Origin of the sequence: Pseudoxanthomonas spadix, from assembly GCF_003703395.1 — a bacterium.
Classification (GTDB): domain Bacteria; phylum Pseudomonadota; class Gammaproteobacteria; order Xanthomonadales; family Xanthomonadaceae; genus Pseudoxanthomonas_A; species Pseudoxanthomonas_A spadix.
On sequence record NZ_RDQN01000006.1, the window covers coordinates 1 to 18,401 of the forward strand.

The 18,401-nt window shown below is 69.2% G+C and carries 20 protein-coding genes; 11 read left to right on the top strand and 9 right to left on the bottom strand.

From position 1 onward, the window contains the following. Window positions 1-308: 308 nt before the first annotated feature. The 4 genes from D9R12_RS10615 to D9R12_RS10630 all read right to left on the bottom strand — a co-directional run bounded on the left by D9R12_RS10615 (window position 309) and on the right by D9R12_RS10630 (window position 4,247). The gene (locus D9R12_RS10615) at window positions 309-674 is read right to left on the bottom strand and encodes a DUF423 domain-containing protein (protein WP_122230381.1); all 366 of its coding nucleotides are present in this window, start codon (window positions 672-674) and stop codon (window positions 309-311) included. 123 nt (window positions 675-797) lie between these two features. Next, window positions 798-2,003, bottom strand: coding sequence for a polyketide cyclase (locus D9R12_RS10620; RefSeq protein WP_014160051.1), 1,206 nt, complete (start codon window positions 2,001-2,003; stop codon window positions 798-800). A gap of 373 nt (window positions 2,004-2,376) precedes the next feature. Beyond that, on the bottom strand, window positions 2,377-3,018 hold the full coding sequence (locus tag D9R12_RS10625) for a response regulator (RefSeq protein ID WP_014160050.1): 642 nt from the start codon (window positions 3,016-3,018) through the stop codon (window positions 2,377-2,379). Next, window positions 3,015-4,247, bottom strand: a complete 1,233-nt coding sequence (locus D9R12_RS10630) for a sensor histidine kinase (RefSeq protein ID WP_122230383.1) — start codon at window positions 4,245-4,247, stop codon at window positions 3,015-3,017. The genes D9R12_RS10625 and D9R12_RS10630 overlap by 4 nt, the downstream gene beginning before the upstream one ends. A 158-nt stretch (window positions 4,248-4,405) precedes the next feature. Between D9R12_RS10630 and D9R12_RS10635 the strand changes: the two genes are divergently transcribed. The 7 genes from D9R12_RS10635 to D9R12_RS10665 all read left to right on the top strand — a co-directional run bounded on the left by D9R12_RS10635 (window position 4,406) and on the right by D9R12_RS10665 (window position 10,359). Continuing rightward, window positions 4,406-5,002, top strand: coding sequence for a GNAT family N-acetyltransferase (locus D9R12_RS10635; protein ID WP_014160048.1), 597 nt, complete (start codon window positions 4,406-4,408; stop codon window positions 5,000-5,002). Then, window positions 4,999-5,751 (top strand): septum site-determining protein MinC, encoded by a 753-nt coding sequence (minC, locus tag D9R12_RS10640; protein WP_014160047.1) that lies wholly within the window; start codon window positions 4,999-5,001, stop codon window positions 5,749-5,751. The genes D9R12_RS10635 and minC overlap by 4 nt, the downstream gene beginning before the upstream one ends. 90 nt (window positions 5,752-5,841) lie before the next feature. Continuing rightward, window positions 5,842-6,651: a septum site-determining protein MinD gene (gene minD / locus D9R12_RS10645; RefSeq protein ID WP_014160046.1), complete on the top strand. Its 810-nt coding sequence runs from the start codon at window positions 5,842-5,844 to the stop codon at window positions 6,649-6,651. A 2-nt stretch (window positions 6,652-6,653) separates the two neighbouring features. After that, window positions 6,654-6,908 carry a cell division topological specificity factor MinE gene (gene minE / locus D9R12_RS10650; protein ID WP_122230385.1) on the top strand — a complete coding sequence of 85 codons (255 nt, stop codon included), beginning with the start codon at window positions 6,654-6,656 and terminating at the stop codon, window positions 6,906-6,908. Window positions 6,909-6,964: 56 nt separating this feature from the next. Then, window positions 6,965-7,489 (top strand): hypothetical protein, encoded by a 525-nt coding sequence (locus D9R12_RS10655; RefSeq protein WP_014160044.1) that lies wholly within the window; start codon window positions 6,965-6,967, stop codon window positions 7,487-7,489. Window positions 7,490-7,533: 44 nt separating this feature from the next. After that, window positions 7,534-8,202 (top strand): YrbL family protein, encoded by a 669-nt coding sequence (locus tag D9R12_RS10660; RefSeq protein ID WP_122230387.1) that lies wholly within the window; start codon window positions 7,534-7,536, stop codon window positions 8,200-8,202. Window positions 8,203-8,277: 75 nt separating this feature from the next. Continuing rightward, the gene (locus D9R12_RS10665) at window positions 8,278-10,359 is read left to right on the top strand and encodes a M2 family metallopeptidase (protein ID WP_122230389.1); all 2,082 of its coding nucleotides are present in this window, start codon (window positions 8,278-8,280) and stop codon (window positions 10,357-10,359) included. A 125-nt stretch (window positions 10,360-10,484) separates the two neighbouring features. Here the strand turns inward: D9R12_RS10665 and D9R12_RS10670 are convergent, their stop codons facing one another. After that, entirely contained in the window at window positions 10,485-11,498 is a 1,014-nt protein-coding gene (locus D9R12_RS10670) for an LLM class flavin-dependent oxidoreductase (protein ID WP_122230391.1), read from the bottom strand. 214 nt (window positions 11,499-11,712) lie between these two features. Between D9R12_RS10670 and D9R12_RS10675 the strand changes: the two genes are divergently transcribed. After that, window positions 11,713-12,789 (top strand): GGDEF domain-containing protein, encoded by a 1,077-nt coding sequence (locus D9R12_RS10675; protein ID WP_170159233.1) that lies wholly within the window; start codon window positions 11,713-11,715, stop codon window positions 12,787-12,789. Window positions 12,790-12,794: 5 nt separating this feature from the next. Here D9R12_RS10675 and D9R12_RS10680 read toward each other — a convergent pair whose 3' ends face one another. Further along, complete coding sequence (locus D9R12_RS10680) at window positions 12,795-13,535, bottom strand: sulfurtransferase (RefSeq protein ID WP_122230395.1); 741 nt, start codon at window positions 13,533-13,535, stop codon at window positions 12,795-12,797. A gap of 168 nt (window positions 13,536-13,703) precedes the next feature. On the opposite strand from D9R12_RS10680, the gene D9R12_RS10685 reads away from it, so the two are divergent. Then, entirely contained in the window at window positions 13,704-14,195 is a 492-nt protein-coding gene (locus tag D9R12_RS10685; RefSeq protein WP_083833593.1) for an SRPBCC family protein, read from the top strand. A 28-nt stretch (window positions 14,196-14,223) separates the two neighbouring features. On the opposite strand, the gene D9R12_RS10690 is transcribed toward D9R12_RS10685, so the two are convergent. Beyond that, entirely contained in the window at window positions 14,224-14,589 is a 366-nt protein-coding gene (locus D9R12_RS10690) for a DUF6164 family protein (RefSeq protein ID WP_122230396.1), read from the bottom strand. A 74-nt stretch (window positions 14,590-14,663) separates the two neighbouring features. On the opposite strand from D9R12_RS10690, the gene D9R12_RS10695 reads away from it, so the two are divergent. Next, the gene (locus D9R12_RS10695) at window positions 14,664-15,101 is read left to right on the top strand and encodes an FKBP-type peptidyl-prolyl cis-trans isomerase (protein WP_014160036.1); all 438 of its coding nucleotides are present in this window, start codon (window positions 14,664-14,666) and stop codon (window positions 15,099-15,101) included. 257 nt (window positions 15,102-15,358) lie between these two features. Further along, the gene (locus D9R12_RS10700) at window positions 15,359-16,600 is read left to right on the top strand and encodes a TIGR03862 family flavoprotein (RefSeq protein WP_122230399.1); all 1,242 of its coding nucleotides are present in this window, start codon (window positions 15,359-15,361) and stop codon (window positions 16,598-16,600) included. Between the two features lie 280 nt (window positions 16,601-16,880). On the opposite strand, the gene D9R12_RS10705 is transcribed toward D9R12_RS10700, so the two are convergent. After that, on the bottom strand, window positions 16,881-17,495 hold the full coding sequence (locus tag D9R12_RS10705; RefSeq protein WP_122230401.1) for an HD domain-containing protein: 615 nt from the start codon (window positions 17,493-17,495) through the stop codon (window positions 16,881-16,883). 136 nt (window positions 17,496-17,631) lie between these two features. Further along, window positions 17,632-18,369 (bottom strand): hypothetical protein, encoded by a 738-nt coding sequence (locus D9R12_RS15590; RefSeq protein ID WP_147475077.1) that lies wholly within the window; start codon window positions 18,367-18,369, stop codon window positions 17,632-17,634. Window positions 18,370-18,401: the final 32 nt, after the last annotated feature.

An 18,401-nucleotide genomic window follows, 5' to 3' on the forward strand; every position in this document is an offset into this window, starting at 1 on the left:
ACTGATCGCCGCCATCGACGAGTACCTCGCGCATCACAACACCAAACCCAAGCCGTTCATCTGGACCAGAAGCGCCCGCGACATCCTGCAGAAGGTGATCCGCGCCAATCAGCGCTTAAGTTCCAAACAGAATGGAACACTACACTAGGAGCCTGTCGGACTTTGGCCGTCCGGGCTGCAAATTCGGCTGTGCGGCCCATATTTCCGTCGCTTCTTGCCCCATAGAACCACTATGCGGCGGCGAATCGCCGAAAATCTGTCCTCGCGCAGCCGAATTTTCGCCTCGACCGCCAAAGCCCGACAGACTCCTAGCGGCGCAGCGTGTCGACGGCCCAGAGCAGCCAGGCCAGCATCATCGCCACGCCCCCGGCCGGCGCCAATGCGCTGGAGGCACCGGCCAGGTGATGCAAGGCAATGCTGCCGGAGAACGCCAGCGTCCCCACCAGCAGCAGGCGCAGGGCCCATTGGCCCAGCGCACGCCGTGCGCGTGGGGCCAGCGCCGCCAGCGCGATCCCGTGACCGAAGGCGTACAGGCAGGCACTCTGCAGGGCCGCCTGGACCTTGGGATCAGGTACCCCGTGCGCGGCGTAGGCGGCCAGCCCGATCGCCACGGCGCACAGTACCGCCCCGATCGCGGCCAGCGGAGAAACAGTAGAGGTTCGGCGCTCGATCATGCACAGGTGCCTGCTCTGGAGGCCCGGCGCTTCGCGGGGGGCCTGGAACGAAAACGCCGCGCCTTCGACGGTGCGAAGGCGCGGCGCGGATGATCAACTGCGCGTCGCGTTGCGCGTGGCCGGTCAGTACTTGATGGCCCAGTAGAGGGTGTAGGTGGCGCTTGCGTCGGTGAATGGCTTGTCCACGCCACTGTTCCAGGTTTCATACGGACGGTCCTGCATCGCGTGGCCATTGGTCATCGCCCAGGCACGCAGGCCGTTGCGAGCCGCTTCCAGCTCGGACATGTAGCCGGTGTACCTGGCGGTGGCGGCCTGCTGGGGCTCGGTGCGCTGGTAGGTAACCGGGGTGCCGGCGACCTTGACCTGCAGTTCGGGCGCATCGGTGGCCGTGGCCTGCTCCGGTGCCGGCGCAGGTTCGGCTGCAGTGGCGGCCTTGTCACCGGTCTTGCTGGCCTCATCCGCCCCGGCGGCCCCGGTCTTGGGACCGCTGCCCTTCTTGCGCACCGGCTGGGCCAGATCGAAGGTGTAGGTCTGCGAAGCCAGCTCGGTGGTGATCAGACGGAACGGACCGGCCGGCTCCAGGTCGTTGGACTCCATCACCCGCTTGATCCACTCCTGGTTGGACAGGATCGACTTCTTGATCGCATCGTTGCTGCGCTCGACACTGCCGGCGCTGACCACCAGCAGGTTCTCAGCAGGCACCTGGGCGATCTTCAGGTCGGTCAGCTTGCTGCCTTCGACGCGGTAGTCGAAGTTGGGGATGGTGGCCAGGTTGGTGCTCAGCTTGGCCAGGCTGGCGTCCAGCGAGTCGCCGATCTGGCTCTTGATGTACATGCCCAGGAAGCGGCCGTAGATGTTCCAGCCGTAGTCCACGTCATAGGTCTGGGTGATGCGCACGTTGCGGCCGCCCTTGCCGGTCGGGGTCAGGGTGATGACGCTGACCTTGTTGCGGCCCGGGGCGCCGTCGCTGATGGCATAGGTCACCTCGGCCTTGCCGCCGCCGGCCGGCGGGGCCTGACTGTCGGTGATTTCCCAGCTGCCCTTCTCCCAGGCGGCGACCACCGGCGAGGTGAACTCGACCCTGGCACCCTTGCCCACGTTGCCCTCGGCGCCGCCGGAATAGCGCAACAGGGCCGGGTCACCCGGCAGCATCAGGCTCCAGTCCTTGAGGCGGCGCACGTTGTTCACCGTGTCGTACACGATGGTCATCTTGCGGTTGCTCTCCACGCTTCCTTCGAGATGGCGATGCGACGGCAGGACCACACCGATGACCAGGAACAGCGCCAGGACCAGCGCCAGGGCGATCAAAATCTCGAGAAAACGGGACATTCAGCGGTCTCCGGGGCCGGTGACAGGCCATGGTTAAGGGCAGGCAAGTGTCCAATCGTAGCAGGCTTGGAACGGCGCGGTCAGCCAAAAACTGCGCTTGAATCATTGCGTTGGGGTGATAAAACGAAGTCTTAACAGACCAGCACGAAACAAGTCCTCTCCTGCCCTGCCAAGCCGGCATCCTCGCCAGCTTGACGCCTGGTCATGACCGGAAAATGCCGCGCCAAGCGGCCTGCACCGATGCGGTCCCGGGACGCGCCCCACGTGCCGCCATGGCCCGCAACCTGGCGCCGCGGAGCGGGGGCGGAAACAGCGACTGCCGCCCGGCCGCGCCGGCCGGTTCCAGCGCCCCGGCTGGCGGCTGCGCCCGGGGTCAGACGAGCTGCAGCTCGAAGGCCTTGAGCACCGCGCGGGTGCGGTCGCGCACGCCCAGCTTGGACAGGATGTTGGACACGTGGTTCTTGATCGTGCCCTCGGCCACGCCAAGGGAGTTTGCGATTTCCTTGTTCGAGAAGCCCGAGGCCATCAGCCGCAGGATCTCGGTCTCGCGGTCGGTCAGCGGATCGGGACGGTCCAGGCTGAAGAACTCGTTGCGCATGTGCTCCAGCCCCGACAACAGGCGCTGGGTCACCGCCGGCTGAACCAGCGAGCCGCCATCGGCCACCGCACGGATCGCACCGACCAGTTGCTCCAGCGACACATCCTTGAGCAGGTAGCCCCTGGCGCCGGCCTTGAGCCCGGCCAGCACCAGCTGGTCGTCGTCGAAGGTGGTCAGGATGATGCTGGGCGGCAGCTGCTGCAGCCGGGCCAGGGCCTGCAAGGCCTCCAGGCCGGACATCACCGGCATGCGCATGTCCATCAGCACCACATCCGGCTTGAGCTGCGGGATCAGCTCCACGGCCTGGCGGCCATCGGCCGCCTCGCCCACCACCTCGATGCCATCGTCCAGCGCCAGCAGCGAGCGGATGCCCTGGCGTACCAGGTTCTGGTCGTCGACCAGGCAGACGCGGATCATGCGGTGTCTCCAGAAGAAGTCGTGAGTTCGGCCGGGATCGCCGGCGCAGGCAACAGCGGATCGTCGCTGGCCGCCGGCAGGCGCAGGCTCAGGCCGAAGCCGGTGCCCTGGCCGGTGTCCAGCTGCAGCTGGCCGCCGTACTGGCGCAGACGCTCGCGCATGCCACGCAGGCCGTTGCCGGCGACCAGCTCGCCCACGCCGCGGCCGTCATCGCGGGCTTCCATCAACAGATCGGCCCCCTCGCGGCGGCAACTGATCCACAGGTTGTGCGCACCGGCATGGCGCACGGCATTGGTGATGATTTCCTGGGCGCAGCGCAACAGCACGTGGGCGCGCTCGGGATCCTCCAGGGTCAGCGGCTCATGCAGGTCCAGGTGGATGTCCAGCGAGGGGACGTGTTCGGCCAGCGGCCACAGCGCGGCGGCCAGGTCGATCGAGCCGGATTCGCGCAGCTGGCTGACCGCCTCGCGCACGTCGGTCAGCAGCAGCCGGGCCAGGGTATGGGCCTGGCGGACGTGCTCCCGGGCGCGACCTTCGCTGATGTGACCGGCCACTTCCAGGTTCAGGCTCAGCGCGGTCAGGTGATGGCCCAGCAAATCGTGCAGTTCGCGCGAGATGCGGGTGCGCTCGTTGACCCGCGCGCTTTCGGTCAGCAGCACCCGGGTGGCCCGCAGTTCGGCGTTCAGACGGCGCTGTTCCTCGCGGGCCTGAGCCTGCTGGCGGGCCACGTAGGCGGTGACCAGCACGAACGCGGCAAAGCCCACGTAGAAGGACGACTGGAACACCGACTCCCACAGATTGAAATCCTCGCGGGCCATGAACGAGGGCACCAGCGGCACGTGGGCGAACATCAGCCACAGCACCGCCCAGCGCAGCTCCAGCATCCACGGCAGCACCCCCGCCACCACCACCAGCAGCAGTGCGCCCAGGCCGGTCTGGGTGTAGAAGCCGACCGCCACCGCCGCCGAGATCATCACCAGCAGCAGCGCCACGCTGCCCGGGCTGGGATGCTGCGGCGGGCGTTCGTGCAGGGTGCGGGTGGCCAGCCAGTAGCACAGGCCGAAGGCCAGATAGCCGCCCAGCGCCATCGGCAGGTTCAGTCCCTGGCCCTGCGTTCCGCGCGAAGGCGGCAGGAACCAGACGTTCAGAATGATGGGAATGCCCACCATCGCCCAGGTGTAAAGCCCGGCGGCGCGCAACAGGCGGGTATGGGCGATGGGTCCGAACATGCCTGCATCTTACGTGCCGCGGCCACCGCGCGACCTGAGTCCGAAGTCATGCCCGCAACGCGCCCGGGACGCGACCGGCCGCCCGCAGCTGGGGCCGCCCATGCGATAATCGGCCCGGTTCCGGCGCTGCCGGGGCGCAGTATCATGGAGCAAGCCCGATGTCGATCGTCATCCGCGATGTGCGCGAGCACGAGCTGGATTCCGTCCTGGCCCTGAACAACAACGCAGGCCTTGCGATCCTGCCGCTGGACAGCGCACGCGTGCACGATTTCTTTGAACGTGCCGAGTATTTCCGCGTCGCCGAGCGTGATGGCAACCTGGCCGGGTTCCTGGTCGGTTTCGGCTCCGGCGCCGGCCACGACAGCAGCAACTACGCCTGGTTCCAGGAGCGTTACCCCGATTTTTTCTATATCGACCGCATCGTGGTGGCCAGCCGCCGCCGCGGCGGCGGCGTGGGCCGTGCGTTCTACGCCGACGTGCAGAGCTACGCCGAGCTGCGCTACCCGCAGCTGGCCTGCGAGGTGTTCCTGGACCATGGCGCCGATCCGGCCCTGCTGTTCCATGGCAGCTTCGACTTCCGCGAGGTCGGCCAGCACGTCATGCCCGGTGTGCAGGTCCGCGCCAGCATGCTGATGAAGGAGCTGTGCAGCTATCCGTGGGTGCTGGAAACCTACCGCGGCCAGCTGCCCGACACGGCCTGGACCCGCCCGCGCCGGTTCACCCCTGCCAGCGCCAAGCGGTCCACCGGCACATGAGCACGCCTTCCCCTGCCAGCAGCTACGAGCAGGCTGGCGAACTCAAGATCGGCCAGGTCGGCGTGGCCAACCTGCGCGTGCGCACGCTGGACGTGGAGGCGCTGGTGGGCGAGATGCGCGCGCGGGTCGAGCGCGCGCCCAGGCTGTTCGGGCGGGCCGCGGTCATCATCGATTTCGGCGGGCTGATGCAGACGCCCGAGCTGGCCACCGCGCGCGCGCTGCTGGAAGGCTTGCGCGCGGCCGGCGTGCTGCCGGTCGCGCTGGCCTACGGCACCTCCGAGATCCAGGCCCTGGCCGAACAGCTCGGCCTGCCGCTGCTGGCCAAGTTCCGCGCCCAGTACGAGCGCGGCGAACCGGCCGCTGCCCCGCCGCCGGCCCCGGTGCCGGTCGCCGCACCCGAACCGGCCAAGGCCACCGTGCAGCCGGGTCTGGTCCACAAGACCGCCGTGCGCTCGGGCCAGCAGCTCTACGCCGAACAGCGCGACCTGACCGTGCTGACCGCGGTGGGTGCCGGTGCGGAAGTGATCTCCGACGGCTCCATCCACATCTACGGCGCGCTGCGCGGGCGTGCGCTGGCCGGCGCCCAGGGCAACCAGGACGCCCGCATCTTCTGCAGCGCCTTCCATGCCGAACTGGTCGCCGTGGCCGGGCACTACAAGGTGCTCGACGACGTCCCGCGCGCGCTGCACGGCAAGGCCGTGCAGGTGTGGCTGGAAGACGGGCAACTGAACATCGCCGCGCAGGACTAGGCGCGCGGCATTGGCGGCCCGGCGTTTGCCGAGGCGCTCCACGCAACATGGCAAGGCTCCACCGCACACCACTTCCCCAGGAGAACACCATTGGCTGAGATCATCGTCGTCACGTCCGGCAAGGGCGGCGTAGGCAAGACCACCACCAGCGCCAGCATCGCCTGCGGCCTGGCCCGGCGCGGCAAGAAGGTGGCCGTCATCGACTTCGACGTCGGCCTGCGCAACCTGGACCTGATCATGGGCTGCGAGCGCCGGGTGGTATACGACTTCATCAACGTCACCCAGGGTGAGGCCACGCTCAGGCAGGCCCTGATCAAGGACAAGCGCTTCGACACGCTGTTCGTGCTGGCCGCCTCGCAGACCCGCGACAAGGACGCGCTGAGCAAGGAAGGGGTGGAGAAGGTGCTCAACGACCTGGACGCGGACGGCTTCGACTTCATCGTCTGCGACTCGCCGGCCGGCATCGAGAAGGGCGCGTTCCTGGCCATGTACTACGCCGACAAGGCGATCGTGGTGGTCAACCCGGAAGTGTCCTCGGTGCGCGATTCGGACCGCATCCTGGGCCTGCTCGATTCCAAGACCCGCCGCGCCGAGCAAGGCAAGACGCTCATGCCCAACCTGCTGCTGACCCGCTACAACCCGGCACGGGTGGAAACCGGCGAGATGCTCTCGGTCAAGGACGTGGAGGAAGTGCTGGGCCTGAAGACCATCGGCATCATCCCCGAGTCCGGCGACGTGCTCAACGCCTCCAACAAGGGCGAACCGGTGATCCTGGACCTGGAATCGCCGGCCGGCCAGGCCTACGACGATGCGGTCGCGCGGCTGCTGGGCGAAGACCGTCCGATGCGCTTTACTTCGGTTGAAAAGAAAGGCTTCTTCAGCAAGCTCTTCGGGGGTTGAGCATGGGCATGTTCGATTTCCTCAAGGCCAAGAAGAACACCGCCGAGACCGCCAAGAACCGCCTGCAGATCATCATCGCGCAGGAACGCAACCAGCGTGGCGCACCGGATTACCTGCCGCTGCTGCAGCGCGAGCTGCTGGAGGTGATCAAGAAGTACGTCAACGTCGACGCCGAGGCGGTCAAGGTCGACCTGCTCAAGGAAGGTGACCACGACGTGCTGGACATCTCGGTGGCCCTGCCCGACGGCAAGGCCTGACCACCGGCGCGGGGCCGCGCGCCTGCGCCCATCCGCGTCTCGCCCATCCGCCCGCCATGTCCAGCCAGACCACCCTTGCCTTGGATGATTCCACCCCGCCGGCGCCGGGCAGCGATGCCGCAGCGCTGACCGTGCTGCGGGTGCGCGAGCTCGAATTCGCGACCCTGGCCGCGCTGCTGGCGCGCTTCGGACTGGTGCTGCATCGGGTGCCCGATGGGGTGCCGATCCCGGGCAGCTTCTGGGGCGATCCGGAAGCGGGCGTGATCGCGCACAACGTCTACGTGCGCGGCGACACGCCGCTGCACTCGATGCTGCACGAGGCCTGCCACCTGATCGTGCTCACGCCCGAGGCGCGCGCACTGGTGCACACCGATGCGACCGATTCGGACATCGAGGAAGACGCCACCTGCTACCTGCAGGTGGTGCTGGCCGACGCGTTGCCGGGCGTGGGCCGGGCGCGGCTGATGGCCGACATGGACGCCTGGGGCTACTCGTTCCGCATGGGCTCCACCCAGGCCTGGATGACGCACGATGCCGATGACGCACGCGCCTGGCTGGCCCAGCGCGGCCTGCCGCATTGATCCGGCGGCGGGCTTCACACTGACACCGGCGTGAGGGGACGCGCATGAGCACCCAATCCGGCCCACGCCCCGGCGATGCCTGGCAGCACATGACCGTGATCGGCCGCGGCGCCAACCGCGTGTGCGTGATCGATCGCCGCGACACCCGGCAGTGCCTGAAGTTCATGCTGCCGGCCGGCCAGCGCAGCCGGGTGGGCCTGCGCCAGCGGCTGCAGCGCTGGCGGGCCGCGCGCAAGCCGCAGCACGACGAAAACCACGCCGAACTGCGCGCCTGGCTGCAGCTGTCCGCACGCCTGCCGGCCAGCGAGCTGCAGGCGCACATGGCCACGGTGCTGGGCATCCTCCCCACCGCCTATGGCCCGGCACTGTGCTGCGAGCGGATCACCCTTGCCGATGGCACGCCCGCACCCAGCCTGTATGCGCTGCTGTTCGAGCAGCCGCAATATCCGGCGCAGGTGCTGTGCGCGGCAGTGGATGCTTTCGAAGACTGGCTGCTGCGCCATCGCATCGCGCTGTTCGACCTCAATGCCGGCAACCTGCTGGTGCTGCCCAGTGATGCCGGCGTGCGCCTGGTGTGCGTGGATGCCAAGTCGATCGTGGCCGGCAAGGAGCTGGTGCCGCTGGCGCGCTGGTTCAACACCCTGGCCCGGCGCAAGATCCGACGCAGGGCCCAGCGCCTGCGCGAACGCATCCGCGCCGCCCTGCCCGCCTGACCCATTGGACAGCGCCCTTGCGGCGCGCCGGGCGCTTCTCTAGCCTGCGGGCAGCACCCTGCCAGGAACCCATTCGTGAAGCCACGCCACCTCGTGTTTGCCACCGCCGCGTGCCTGTCGCTGGCGGGCCTGTCCGGCTGCGGTTCGGACCAACCAGCCACGCCGGATGGCGTACCACCGGCACCGAAGGGCGAGACCGCCGAGGAATTCGTCGAGCGCATCAATACCGGACTGCGCGCCCAGTCGCCCGAGCTCAATGCGGCGCAGTGGCTCTCGTCCACCTACATCAACGATGACAGCCAGCGGGTGGCGTCCAGGGCCAACGAACGCGCGCTGACCCAGCTCAATGCCTGGATCACCCAGTCGCGGCGTTTCGAGGGCAAACAGATGCCGCCGCAGACCGCACGTGCGATCCAATTGCTCAGGCTGATGACCGCCATGCCCGCGCCGCAGGATCCGCAGAAGCTGGCCGAACTCACCCGCATCGCCACCCAGATGGAAGGCATGTATGGCGCCGGTACGTACTGTACCGGCGAAGGTCAGGCACGCAGCTGCCGTCAACTGGGCGCGCTGGAAAGCGTGCTGGCCAGCAGCCGCGACTACGACGCCCAGCTCGACGCCTGGCAGGGTTGGCATTCGATCGCCCCGCCCATGCGCGAGCGCTACACGCGCTTTGTCGCCCTGGTCAACGAAGGCGCGCAGGACATGGGCTTTGCCGATGCCGGCGAGCTGTGGCGCAGTGGCTACGACATGGCCCCGGGCGAAGTGGCCGCCGAGACCAATCGCCTGTGGAGCCAGGTCAAGCCACTCTACGAGCAGTTGCATTGCTACGCGCGCGGCAAGCTGGAAGCGCACTACGGCATGCGCGGCCAGGTCGATGGCGGGCTGCTGCCGGCGCATCTGCTGGGCAACATGTGGCAGCAGGACTGGAGCAACCTGTGGGACCTGCTGCAGCCCTACCCCGAGGCGGGCAGTCTGGACATCACCGGCGCGCTGCAGGCGCTGGACGATGCGCAGTACGAAAAGACGCTCAAGACGGCCGCACTTGCGCCGGAGGATCCGTTCGAGGGCGCGCGCGATGCCGCCTACACCGCACAGCTGCAGGCGCTTGGCCACGACCCCGACGATGCCGAACGCACGCGCCTGAACCGCCTCGCCTACGACCAGGCCATCGCCCGCGTCGCCGACCTGCGCCGCGCCGCCGCCCTGGCCGGCGCCAAGGCCATGGCCGCCCGCGCACAGGACTTCTACACCTCGCTGGGCATGCCGTCGCTGCCGAAGAGCTACTGGCAGAAGTCCCAGTTCATCAAGCCGCGTGACCGCGAGGTGGTCTGCCATGCCAGTGCCTGGGACATGGACATGACCGGCGACGTGCGCACCAAGATGTGCATCGAACCGGATGAGGAAAGCTTCACCACGCTCTACCACGAACTGGGCCACCTCTATTACGACCTGGCCTACAACAGCCAGCCGCCGGTGTTCCAGGGCGGGGCCAACGACGGCTTCCACGAAGCCATCGGCGACACCATCGTGCTGGCGATGACGCCCAGGTACCTGGCGTCCATCGGCCTGGTCAAGGACGCGCCGACCGGCGAACAGGCGCTGGTCAACGCCCAGATGCGCATGGCCCTGTCCAAGGTCGCCTTCCTGCCGTTCGGGCTGATGATCGACCGCTGGCGCTGGGGCGTGTTCGACGGCTCGATCACGCCGGAGCACTACAACAGCGCCTGGTGGCAGCTGAAGGCGCAGTACCAGGGCGTGGCCCCGGCAACACCACGCGGCGAGGAATACTTCGACGCCGGCGCCAAGTACCACGTGCCGGGCAATACGCCCTACACGCGCTACTTCATGGCCCACATCCTGCAGTTCCAGTTCTACAAGGCGCTGTGCGACGCCTCCGGCCATACCGGTCCACTCAACCAGTGCAGCTTCTATGGCAACAAGCGCGCCGGCCAGAAGTTCTGGGCGATGCTGCAGAAAGGTTCCAGCCAACCCTGGCCGGACACGCTCAAGGGCCTCACCGGCAGCGACAGGATGGACGCCGCGCCGATGCTCGAATACTTCCAGCCGCTTGAGGCGTGGCTCAAGCAGCAGAACGAAGGCAAGCGCTGCGGCTGGAGCGCGCCGGCTGCCAGCCAGCGTTCGCCGCGGCCCTGACCTCGGCTTGCCCGACCTCGGCTTGGCCGGCGCCGGTCACCCCGGCGCCGGCAGCGACAGCCAGCTTCAATGGGATCGGCCGCGCCCGGCCAGCGCGTTGACCACGGCCGCTGGCATGGCCCGGGTCAGGCCGCAGCGGCCTGGGCCATGGCCTCGGCAGCGATGCGGTAGGACTTCACCCGCGCGGCGTGCTCGTAGATGTTGGCCGCGATCATGATCTCGTTGGGGCGATGACGTTCGATGAAGGCCGCCAGGCCGGCGCGCACGGTCTGCGGGGAACCGACCACGCTGCAGGCCAGCGCGTTCTGCACGCCCGGTTTTTCGTGCGGCTGCCAGAAGTTCTCGATGTCCTCGATCGGCGGCGGAAGCAGCCCCGGGCGCCCCCGGCGCAGGTTGACGAAGCTCTGCTGGACGCTGGTGAACAGGCGCTGGGCCTGCGCATCGGTGTCGGCGGCGATCACGTTCAGCGCCAGGATCGCGTACGGCTGCTGCAGACGGCGCGAGGGCCGGAAATCGCGGTGGTACACCATCAGCGCCTGATCCATCGCGTCGGGCGCGAAGTGCGAAGCAAAGGAAAACGGCAGACCCAGCTGCGCGGCCAGGGTGGCGCTGAACAGGCTGGAGCCCAGCAGCCAGACCGGCACCTCCAGGCCCGCCCCGGGCACGGCCTGGACCAGCTGGCCGGGCTGGACCGGGTCGAAATAGTGCAGAAGTTCGGCCACATCGGCTGGAAACCGGTCGGCGCCGTCGAAATAGCGGCGCAGCGCGCGTGCGGTGGCCTGGTCTGTGCCCGGCGCCCGGCCCAATCCCAGGTCGATGCGGCCCGGATACAGGGTGGCCAGCGTGCCGAACTGCTCGGCCACCTGCAGCGGTGCATGGTTGGGCAGCATCACCCCGCCCGAACCGACCCGGATGGTCGAGGTGCCACCGGCCACATACCCGATCAGGACCGCGGTGGCGGCGCTGGCGATGCCGGGCATGTTGTGGTGTTCGGCCAGCCAGTAGCGCGTGTAGCCCAGGTGTTCGGCGTTGCGCGCCAGGTCCAGGGTGTTGGCGAAGGCCTGGGCCGGCGTGCTGCCTTCGCAGACAGGCGCCAGGTCCAGCACGGAATAGGGGATCTGTGGGATCGATGTGTTCATGGTCTGGACATGGGGGCTGGCGAGGCGGCTTCCAGCCCCATCAGCGCGATGCTGTTTTCAGCCCAGCAGCACACCCCCGGCGCCGTCGCTGCCCATGGGCCGGACGGGCGCACCCGATGAACCGGCACGCAGCCGACGGTGGCCAGCGGCGGGTTCACCGCCCGTCACCTGCCTTTTGGCTATGGTGGGCGCGTCGAATCAGGGGCGACAGGGAATGGGGTGGTTGAACGGCCGGGTCGATGACCTGGCACTGGAACAGCGCAAGGAGCTCATCGCCCAGCAGCGCGCGCAATCGCGGCGCTACCTGGTGATCCTGTTCCTGGCCATGCCGTTGCTGTTGCTGATCGGCGCGATCGGCGAGCTGCTGCGCGACGCGCCATACGCTTGGCGGCTGTTGCCCTGGCGCATCGCGCTGGCATTGGCCAGCGCCGGGCTGGCGGCCGCGATCCGCCGCGGTCGGGTCAGCGATGGTGTCTCGGCCGGGCTGGCGGTGCTGGGCATCGGCCTGATCAGTGTCGGCCTGGTCCTGGACACCCGGGCCGGACCTGCGCACCTGGGCCTGGTCCAGGTGGTGGTGATGCTGCTGGCGATGATGGTCCTGCCACTGACCATCCGTGTACGCAGCACGATCGGCATGGTCGCAGTGCTGGTCCTGCCGCTGCTGTGCCTGCTGGCCTGGCGGCAGCAGACGCCGGCGGCATGGTGGAGCGCGCTGGCCATGGTCGCGCTGGGCGTGGCGGCCGGGCTGCTCCTGCGCCGCGAGCGCCTGCAGATCGCGCTGGAGCTGTTCCAACTGCGCCGCCAGCTGGAGCTGCGCGCAGACCTGGACATGCTGACCGGACTGTTCAACCGGGAGGGCTGGTTCCGCAGCGCGCGCGAGGTCTTCACCCTGACCCGCAATGCGCGCAGGCCGTTGTCGCTGGCCTACCTGGACCTGGACCACTTCAAGCAGATCAACGACGACTTCGGCCATGCCGCCGGCGATGTGGCCCTGGCCGCGGTTGCCGACACGATGCGCCGGCACAGCCGCCGCCAGGACGTGCTCGGGCGCCTGGGCGGCGAGGAATTCGTGCTGCTGATGCCCGGGGTCAACGAACAGGCGGCCGTGCAGCTGGTCCAGGCCCTGTGCGAAGCGGTGCGCAGGGTGCCGGCACCGCGCACGATCACCTTCAGCGCTGGCGTCTGCCAGGTGCGGATCACCGAAACCCTGGAGGCGGCGATGCGTCGGGCCGACCAGGCCCTGCTGCAGGCCAAGCGCGAGGGCCGCGGCCGGGTGCTGCGCGCCCGCTGAAGGGGTCAGTCCTGCGCCGCGACCGGCGACAGGTCGGGCCGCAGCGCCACGCGCTGGTCGAACACGAAGCAGGCGCCATCGTAATGACGCCCGCCCACCTGCTCGAAATAACCCAGGATCCCGCCTTCCAGCTGCAGCACGTTGGCCATGCCGGTGTCGCCCATCCACAGCGCGGCTTTCTCGCAGCGCACCCCGCCGGTGCAGAAGCTGACAACGGTCGCGCCGGCCAGCGCGGGGCGATGTGGCGCCAGGGCGTCCGGAAGCTGGGTGAAATCGGTGATCGGCAGGGTCAGCGCACCGACGAAGCTGCCGTGGCCGACTTCCTCCTGGTTGCGGGTGTCCAGCAGGACCACCGGCCTGCCTGCGTCGTCGCAGCCCTGGTCCAGCCAGCGCGCCAGGTCGTGCGGCGACACCGCCGGGGCGCGCCCGCGCCCGAGCGGGGCGGTGCCGGCGTGGCCGAAGGTGATGATCTCCGGCTTGACCTTGGCCTTGAGCCGGGCGAAGGGCACCGTGGCGCTGTGGCTTTGCTTGGCCTTGAGCGTGGCAAAGCGCGGATCGGCCCGAAGCTGGTCCAGGAACCCGCGCAGCGCCGTCGGTGCGCCGGCCAGGAACAGGTTCAGCCCTTCCGGTGCCACCAGGAGCGTGCCGCGCAGGCCGGCGGCGGCCGCGCGCGCATGCAGCGCATCGGCCAAGGCGCGCGGGTCGTCGATGGCGACGAAATGGTAGGCGGCAATGTTCAGGACCATGCCGCGCATTCTAGCCACCCGCTAGCCACCCGACCCGGCGCGGGCCGGCCCCGGCGCGGGACCTGACGCTCACCGCGCCAAACAACGCAGTTGCGCCGCCGCGCGCATCTGGGCAGCCTGTGCATCCCCTTGCCTTCTTCGCCGGCGGCCACCCCGCAGGCCGCCGCCATGACCGAGACCGCCGCGCCACCGCAGATCGTCCTGACCCGCCACTACGCGGCCACTCCCGAGCGCATGTTCGACGCCTGGCTGACCCCGCACACGCTGGGCATGTGGATGTTCGGCCAGGTCGCCGACGAGCGCGTGCTGGGGCTGGATATCGACCCGCGCGTGGGCGGGCGCTTTTCGCTGCGGGTGGAACGCGGCGGCAGGGTCATCCACCACGTGGGCCGGTTCCTGCGGCTGGTGCGCCCGGAGTTGCTGGAGTTCACCTGGGGGATGGCCGACGACGGCGAAGACCCGCTGAGCGTGGTGCGGCTGGAGCTGACCGCAGCCGGCGACTATTGCCGGCTCAACCTGACCCACACCCTGGACCCGCGCTGGGCCGCCTCCCTGGAGCGCACCCGGCAGGGCTGGAACACGCTGCTGGACGCGCTGGGCGAACTTTTCCCCGACTTCCGCGGCAGGCGCCCGGGCGCCGCACACCCGGGCGCAGGATGAGCGCCGGCCAGCAGGCGCCGCGGCCCGGTCAACGCAGCAGCCACCACGGCAGCGCCAGGGTCACCACCACGATCACCACGATCGCCACCAGCACCCCGACCACGTACAGCGGCCGCGCGCGCAGCTGGCTGGCGAAGCTCTCCGCCTTGCCGTCCCGGCGCGCCTGTTGCGCCGCCGCCCGCGCCGTGGCACCACGGCCAGCCTGGTACTGGACCATCAGCGCCCTGGCCCGTGGCAGCTGCGCATCGTCTTCCAGCCAGATGCCACCGTGGCTGATGCCCCAGCTGCTGGGCATGGTCTCGTAGAAGGCCAGCTGTTCGCGCCTGAGCCAGGCGCGGATCTCCTCGGCCTCATCGTCGGGGACATTGCGCAGGTTGAGCAGGAGCTTGGCCATGGAGCACAGGATAGCCGCCCGCGCCCGCCGGCCCTGCTACCGTGTCGCGCTTGACCTGGATAGAGGAGCGCGCGATGCGCCTGTGGACCCCCCTTGTGCTGGCGCTTGCGCTGGCCGCCTGCACCCCGGCCAAGCCGCCGGCCGAACTGCACGGCAGCGTGGCCAAGCTGCAGATCAACGACATCGCCCCCGGCACCGGCGTGGTCGCCACCACCGGCAGCGCCGTCACCGTGCACTACACCGGCTGGATCTATGACGACACCAGGCCGGACAGGCGCGGCGAGAAGTTCGACAGCTCGGTCGAGCGCGGCGAACCGTTCACCTTTGCGCTGGGCGGCGGCCGCGTCATCAAGGGCTGGGACCAGGGCGTGGCCGGGATGAAGGTCGGCGGCAAGCGCACCTTGCTGATTCCGGCCGAGATGGGCTACGGCGATGCCGGCGCCGGTGGCGTGATCCCGCCGGGCGCCTCGCTGGTGTTCGACGTCGAACTGCTGGATGTCAAGGCACCTTGAGGCGCAGCGCCGTGCCTGGGATCGTCAAAACGATCAAACACAGCGAGCGAACGAAGGAGATTGTCATTGCCGCGAAAGCGGAAACCCAGTGCCTTGGCACATTCAAGTTCAAGGCACCGGATCCCCGCCTTCGCGGGGATGACGACTGCTGGCAGCAGGCCGGCGTCAGGATTTCAGAGCCGAGATCAAACCGTCCTTGACGATGGCCACCGCGATGCCCGCCATCGGTCATGCGCGCGCGGCTCCATAATGCTGCGATGTCCGCAACACCTACACCCGGCCCCACCCTGGCCATCGTCGGCGGTGGCCCGGCCGGCCTGATGGCCGCCGAAACCGCCCGCGCCGCCGGCCTGTCCGTCGATCTGTACGAGGCCAAGGGCTCGGTCGGGCGCAAGTTCCTGATCGCCGGCAAGGGCGGCATGAACCTGACCCATGCCGAGCCGCGCCCGGGCTTCGATGCGCGCTATCGCGAACGTGCAGGTGAAGTGGGCGCGTGGCTGGACGACTTCGACGCCGGCGCCGTGCGCGCCTGGGCTGCGGGCCTGGGCGTGCAGACCTTCGTCGGCAGCTCGGGGCGGGTGTTCCCGACCGACCTGAAGGCCGCGCCGCTGCTGCGCGGCTGGGTGCGCCGGCTCAAGGACCAGGGCGTGCGCTTCCACGTGCAGCATCGCTGGACCGGCTGGGACCAGGACGGCGCGCTGCGCCTGGAGACGCCCGATGGCCCGCGCAGGGTCAGTGCCGATGCCACCGTGCTGGCGCTGGGCGGAGCGAGCTGGCCGCAGCTGGGCTCCGATGGCGCCTGGCAACCCTGGCTGGCCGCGCGCGGGGTGGCGGTGGCGCCGTTGAAACCGGCCAACTGCGGCTTCGACATCGCCTTCAGCGCGCACATGACCAGACACGCCGGCGCGCCGCTCAAGCCGGTGGTCGCACACTGGCGCGATGCAGGCGGCCAGGCCCATGCGCAGCAGGGCGAATGCGTGCTGACCGAGACCGGAATCGAAGGCAGCCTGATCTACGCCATCGCCCCGGACCTGCGCGCGGCGATCGAGCGCGATGGCCATGCACTGCTGGAACTGGACCTGGCCCCGGGCCGCGACCTGCAGCGCCTGGTGAGCGAGCTGTCGCGTCCGCGCAGGGGCCGCTCGGTCGGCGAGCACCTGCGCCGCGCGAGCGCGATCGAAGGGGCCAAGGCAGCGCTGGTGTTCGAGGCCACCGATGCCGCGGCGCGGCATGATCCTGCGCGGCTGGCGGCGGCCATCCATCGCCTTGCGCTGCTGCTGCAACGGCCAAGGCCGCTGGCCGAAACCATCAGCAGCGCCGGAGGCGTGCGGCTGGAGACGCTGGATGGGGCATTGATGTTGAAGCTGGTGCCGGGCGTGTTCTGCGCCGGCGAGATGCTCGACTGGGAAGCGCCGACCGGCGGCTACCTGCTCACCGCCTGTCTTGCCAGCGGCCGCCGCGCCGCGAAGGGCGCGACGGCCTGGCTGCAGGGCCTGTAAAACAAGCGTTTCAAGGCCGGATTGGTCGTCCGCACGGGCCGGAAGGAAGTTCGACTTCAACCCCGGCGGGAGCGGACGTGGGCGCATCATGGGGATCAAACTGTTCAATCCCGGTGACACGGTCGGGTCGGGTGAATGACAGCATTCAGGCGCACCACGCCAGGCCCTGCAATCACAGGGAAAATCGGTGACAGACCATTGGAAGGAACGTGGGGACCAAGCGCGATCATGCTGCCGCGCAGCAACAGGCCGCCGTTGGGCACCCTGCTCCGGGGCGTGTTCAAAACCGCCAGAAACCGCGCGTGACCCGGCGCAGGTTCGCGCGTGCGGCCGCATCCAGCCGCGCATGGAAGAAGTCGCTGAGATAGATGCGTTCGCGCGCCAGCAGCCCCTTGAGAAACCGGCGCCGCTTGCGCCGGAAGATCCAGCCCGGCGCCACCGGCCGGTATTCGCGCGCGATGCCCGCATCGTAGGCGTCGAACACCGCCGGCACCGCCGCCAGGATCGCCATGTCGCAATCCAGGAACAGCGCGGCCTCTTCATCCACCTCCTGGCGGCCGATCGCCCCGTGGCGCGCGGTCAGTTCGATCAGCTGCACCACCCGATCGATGTCGATGCCTTCGTCGGGCAGCCAGCGGCCGATCTCCTGGCGGGCCAGCTGCGCCGAACGGGCCTCGTTGTCGCCGCGCCCGGCCTGATGGATCGCGTCGTGGTACAGCACCGCCAGCTGCACCTCGCGCGGCTGGCGCCAGCCTGGCCCTTGCGCCACTTCGCGGTAATGGCGCAGCACTTCGGCCACGTGGTCGAGGGTGTGATAGGCCCGCGGCGGCGTTGCGTAGGCCGCCTCCAGCGCATCGCGCTGGCCGTCGGGAAGCGCGAAATCGTCGGCGTGCATGGGCGGTTCCTGGTCCGGCGGCCAGCCTACACCGCGGCGGCCGGCCCGCGCCGCGAGCGCGTTTAGCTGAGCTTGTGCGTTGTAACCGTTTCCGTGCGAAAAGTGTGGGAAACAGGGGATTTGAGGGCGTCTGCTCTCATCCGGGATTCATTGGCGCCTGCAATAAATGCACACCTTCCACCAGGCCGGTACACCACCGGGGCACATGACGATGTACAGCTTCCACCCCCTCGTCCCACGCGTACTGGCGATGGCGATCTGCGCCTCGATGCTGCTGGCCAGCGTGACGCCGCTGCGGGCCCAGGACAAGCCCGAGGGCCGTGGCGCGATGATGCGCGAGCGCATCGAACAGTCGCGCCAGAAGCAGGAAAACGCCCGCGACCAGCCGCAGGAGCAACGCCCGCAGCGCGATGACCAGCGCGCGCAGGCCGGGCAACGTGCCCAGCAGCAGCGTGCCGAACAGCAGCAACACGATCGCCAGGACCAACGGCGTGCCCAGGCGCAACAGCGCGCCGAACAGCAACGCCAGCAGGCCGGGCAACGCAATGCGCAGCGCGAGGACGCCATCCGCGTCCAACGGGAACAGCGCCAGCAGCAGCAGGACAACCAGGACGGACAGCGCGCCCAGGCGCGGCAGCAGGCCGAACAGATGCGCCAGCAGTCCGAACTGCGCGACCAGCAGCGCGGCGACCAGCTGCGCGGAATGCGCCAACGCAACGCGCAGCAGCAGGCCCAGCGCCAGCAGGCCGCCGCGCAGCACCAGCGTCGAGGGGACGACCCGCGCGAGGCCTTGCTCCAGCAGCGGCGCGACCAGCAACAGCAGCGCGACGACCACCGCGCGCAGGCCCAACGCCAGCAGCAACTGGCCGAGCAACGGCGGGGTCGCCGGCAGGAGGACGGCCGCGC

What these genes read in the sequence shown, in the direction of transcription:
- D9R12_RS10685 (WP_083833593.1), top strand. Translation starts at nt 13,704, where the DNA reads ATGACCGAGACCGCCGCGCCACCGCAGATCGTCCTGACCCGCCACTAC.
- D9R12_RS10680 (WP_122230395.1), bottom strand. Translation starts at nt 13,535, where the DNA reads ATGGTCCTGAACATTGCCGCCTACCATTTCGTCGCCATCGACGACCCG.
- D9R12_RS10690 (WP_122230396.1), bottom strand. Translation starts at nt 14,589, where the DNA reads ATGGCCAAGCTCCTGCTCAACCTGCGCAATGTCCCCGACGATGAGGCC.
- D9R12_RS10675 (WP_170159233.1), top strand. Translation starts at nt 11,713, where the DNA reads ATGGGGTGGTTGAACGGCCGGGTCGATGACCTGGCACTGGAACAGCGC.
- D9R12_RS10670 (WP_122230391.1), bottom strand. Translation starts at nt 11,498, where the DNA reads ATGAACACATCGATCCCACAGATCCCCTATTCCGTGCTGGACCTGGCG.
- D9R12_RS10695 (WP_014160036.1), top strand. Translation starts at nt 14,664, where the DNA reads ATGCGCCTGTGGACCCCCCTTGTGCTGGCGCTTGCGCTGGCCGCCTGC.
- D9R12_RS10625 (WP_014160050.1), bottom strand. Translation starts at nt 3,018, where the DNA reads ATGATCCGCGTCTGCCTGGTCGACGACCAGAACCTGGTACGCCAGGGC.
- D9R12_RS10630 (WP_122230383.1), bottom strand. Translation starts at nt 4,247, where the DNA reads ATGTTCGGACCCATCGCCCATACCCGCCTGTTGCGCGCCGCCGGGCTT.
- minE (WP_122230385.1), top strand. Translation starts at nt 6,654, where the DNA reads ATGGGCATGTTCGATTTCCTCAAGGCCAAGAAGAACACCGCCGAGACC.
- D9R12_RS10635 (WP_014160048.1), top strand. Translation starts at nt 4,406, where the DNA reads ATGTCGATCGTCATCCGCGATGTGCGCGAGCACGAGCTGGATTCCGTC.
- D9R12_RS10620 (WP_014160051.1), bottom strand. Translation starts at nt 2,003, where the DNA reads ATGTCCCGTTTTCTCGAGATTTTGATCGCCCTGGCGCTGGTCCTGGCG.
- D9R12_RS10700 (WP_122230399.1), top strand. Translation starts at nt 15,359, where the DNA reads ATGTCCGCAACACCTACACCCGGCCCCACCCTGGCCATCGTCGGCGGT.
- D9R12_RS10615 (WP_122230381.1), bottom strand. Translation starts at nt 674, where the DNA reads ATGATCGAGCGCCGAACCTCTACTGTTTCTCCGCTGGCCGCGATCGGG.
- D9R12_RS10660 (WP_122230387.1), top strand. Translation starts at nt 7,534, where the DNA reads ATGAGCACCCAATCCGGCCCACGCCCCGGCGATGCCTGGCAGCACATG.
- D9R12_RS10705 (WP_122230401.1), bottom strand. Translation starts at nt 17,495, where the DNA reads ATGCACGCCGACGATTTCGCGCTTCCCGACGGCCAGCGCGATGCGCTG.
- minC (WP_014160047.1), top strand. Translation starts at nt 4,999, where the DNA reads ATGAGCACGCCTTCCCCTGCCAGCAGCTACGAGCAGGCTGGCGAACTC.
- D9R12_RS10655 (WP_014160044.1), top strand. Translation starts at nt 6,965, where the DNA reads ATGTCCAGCCAGACCACCCTTGCCTTGGATGATTCCACCCCGCCGGCG.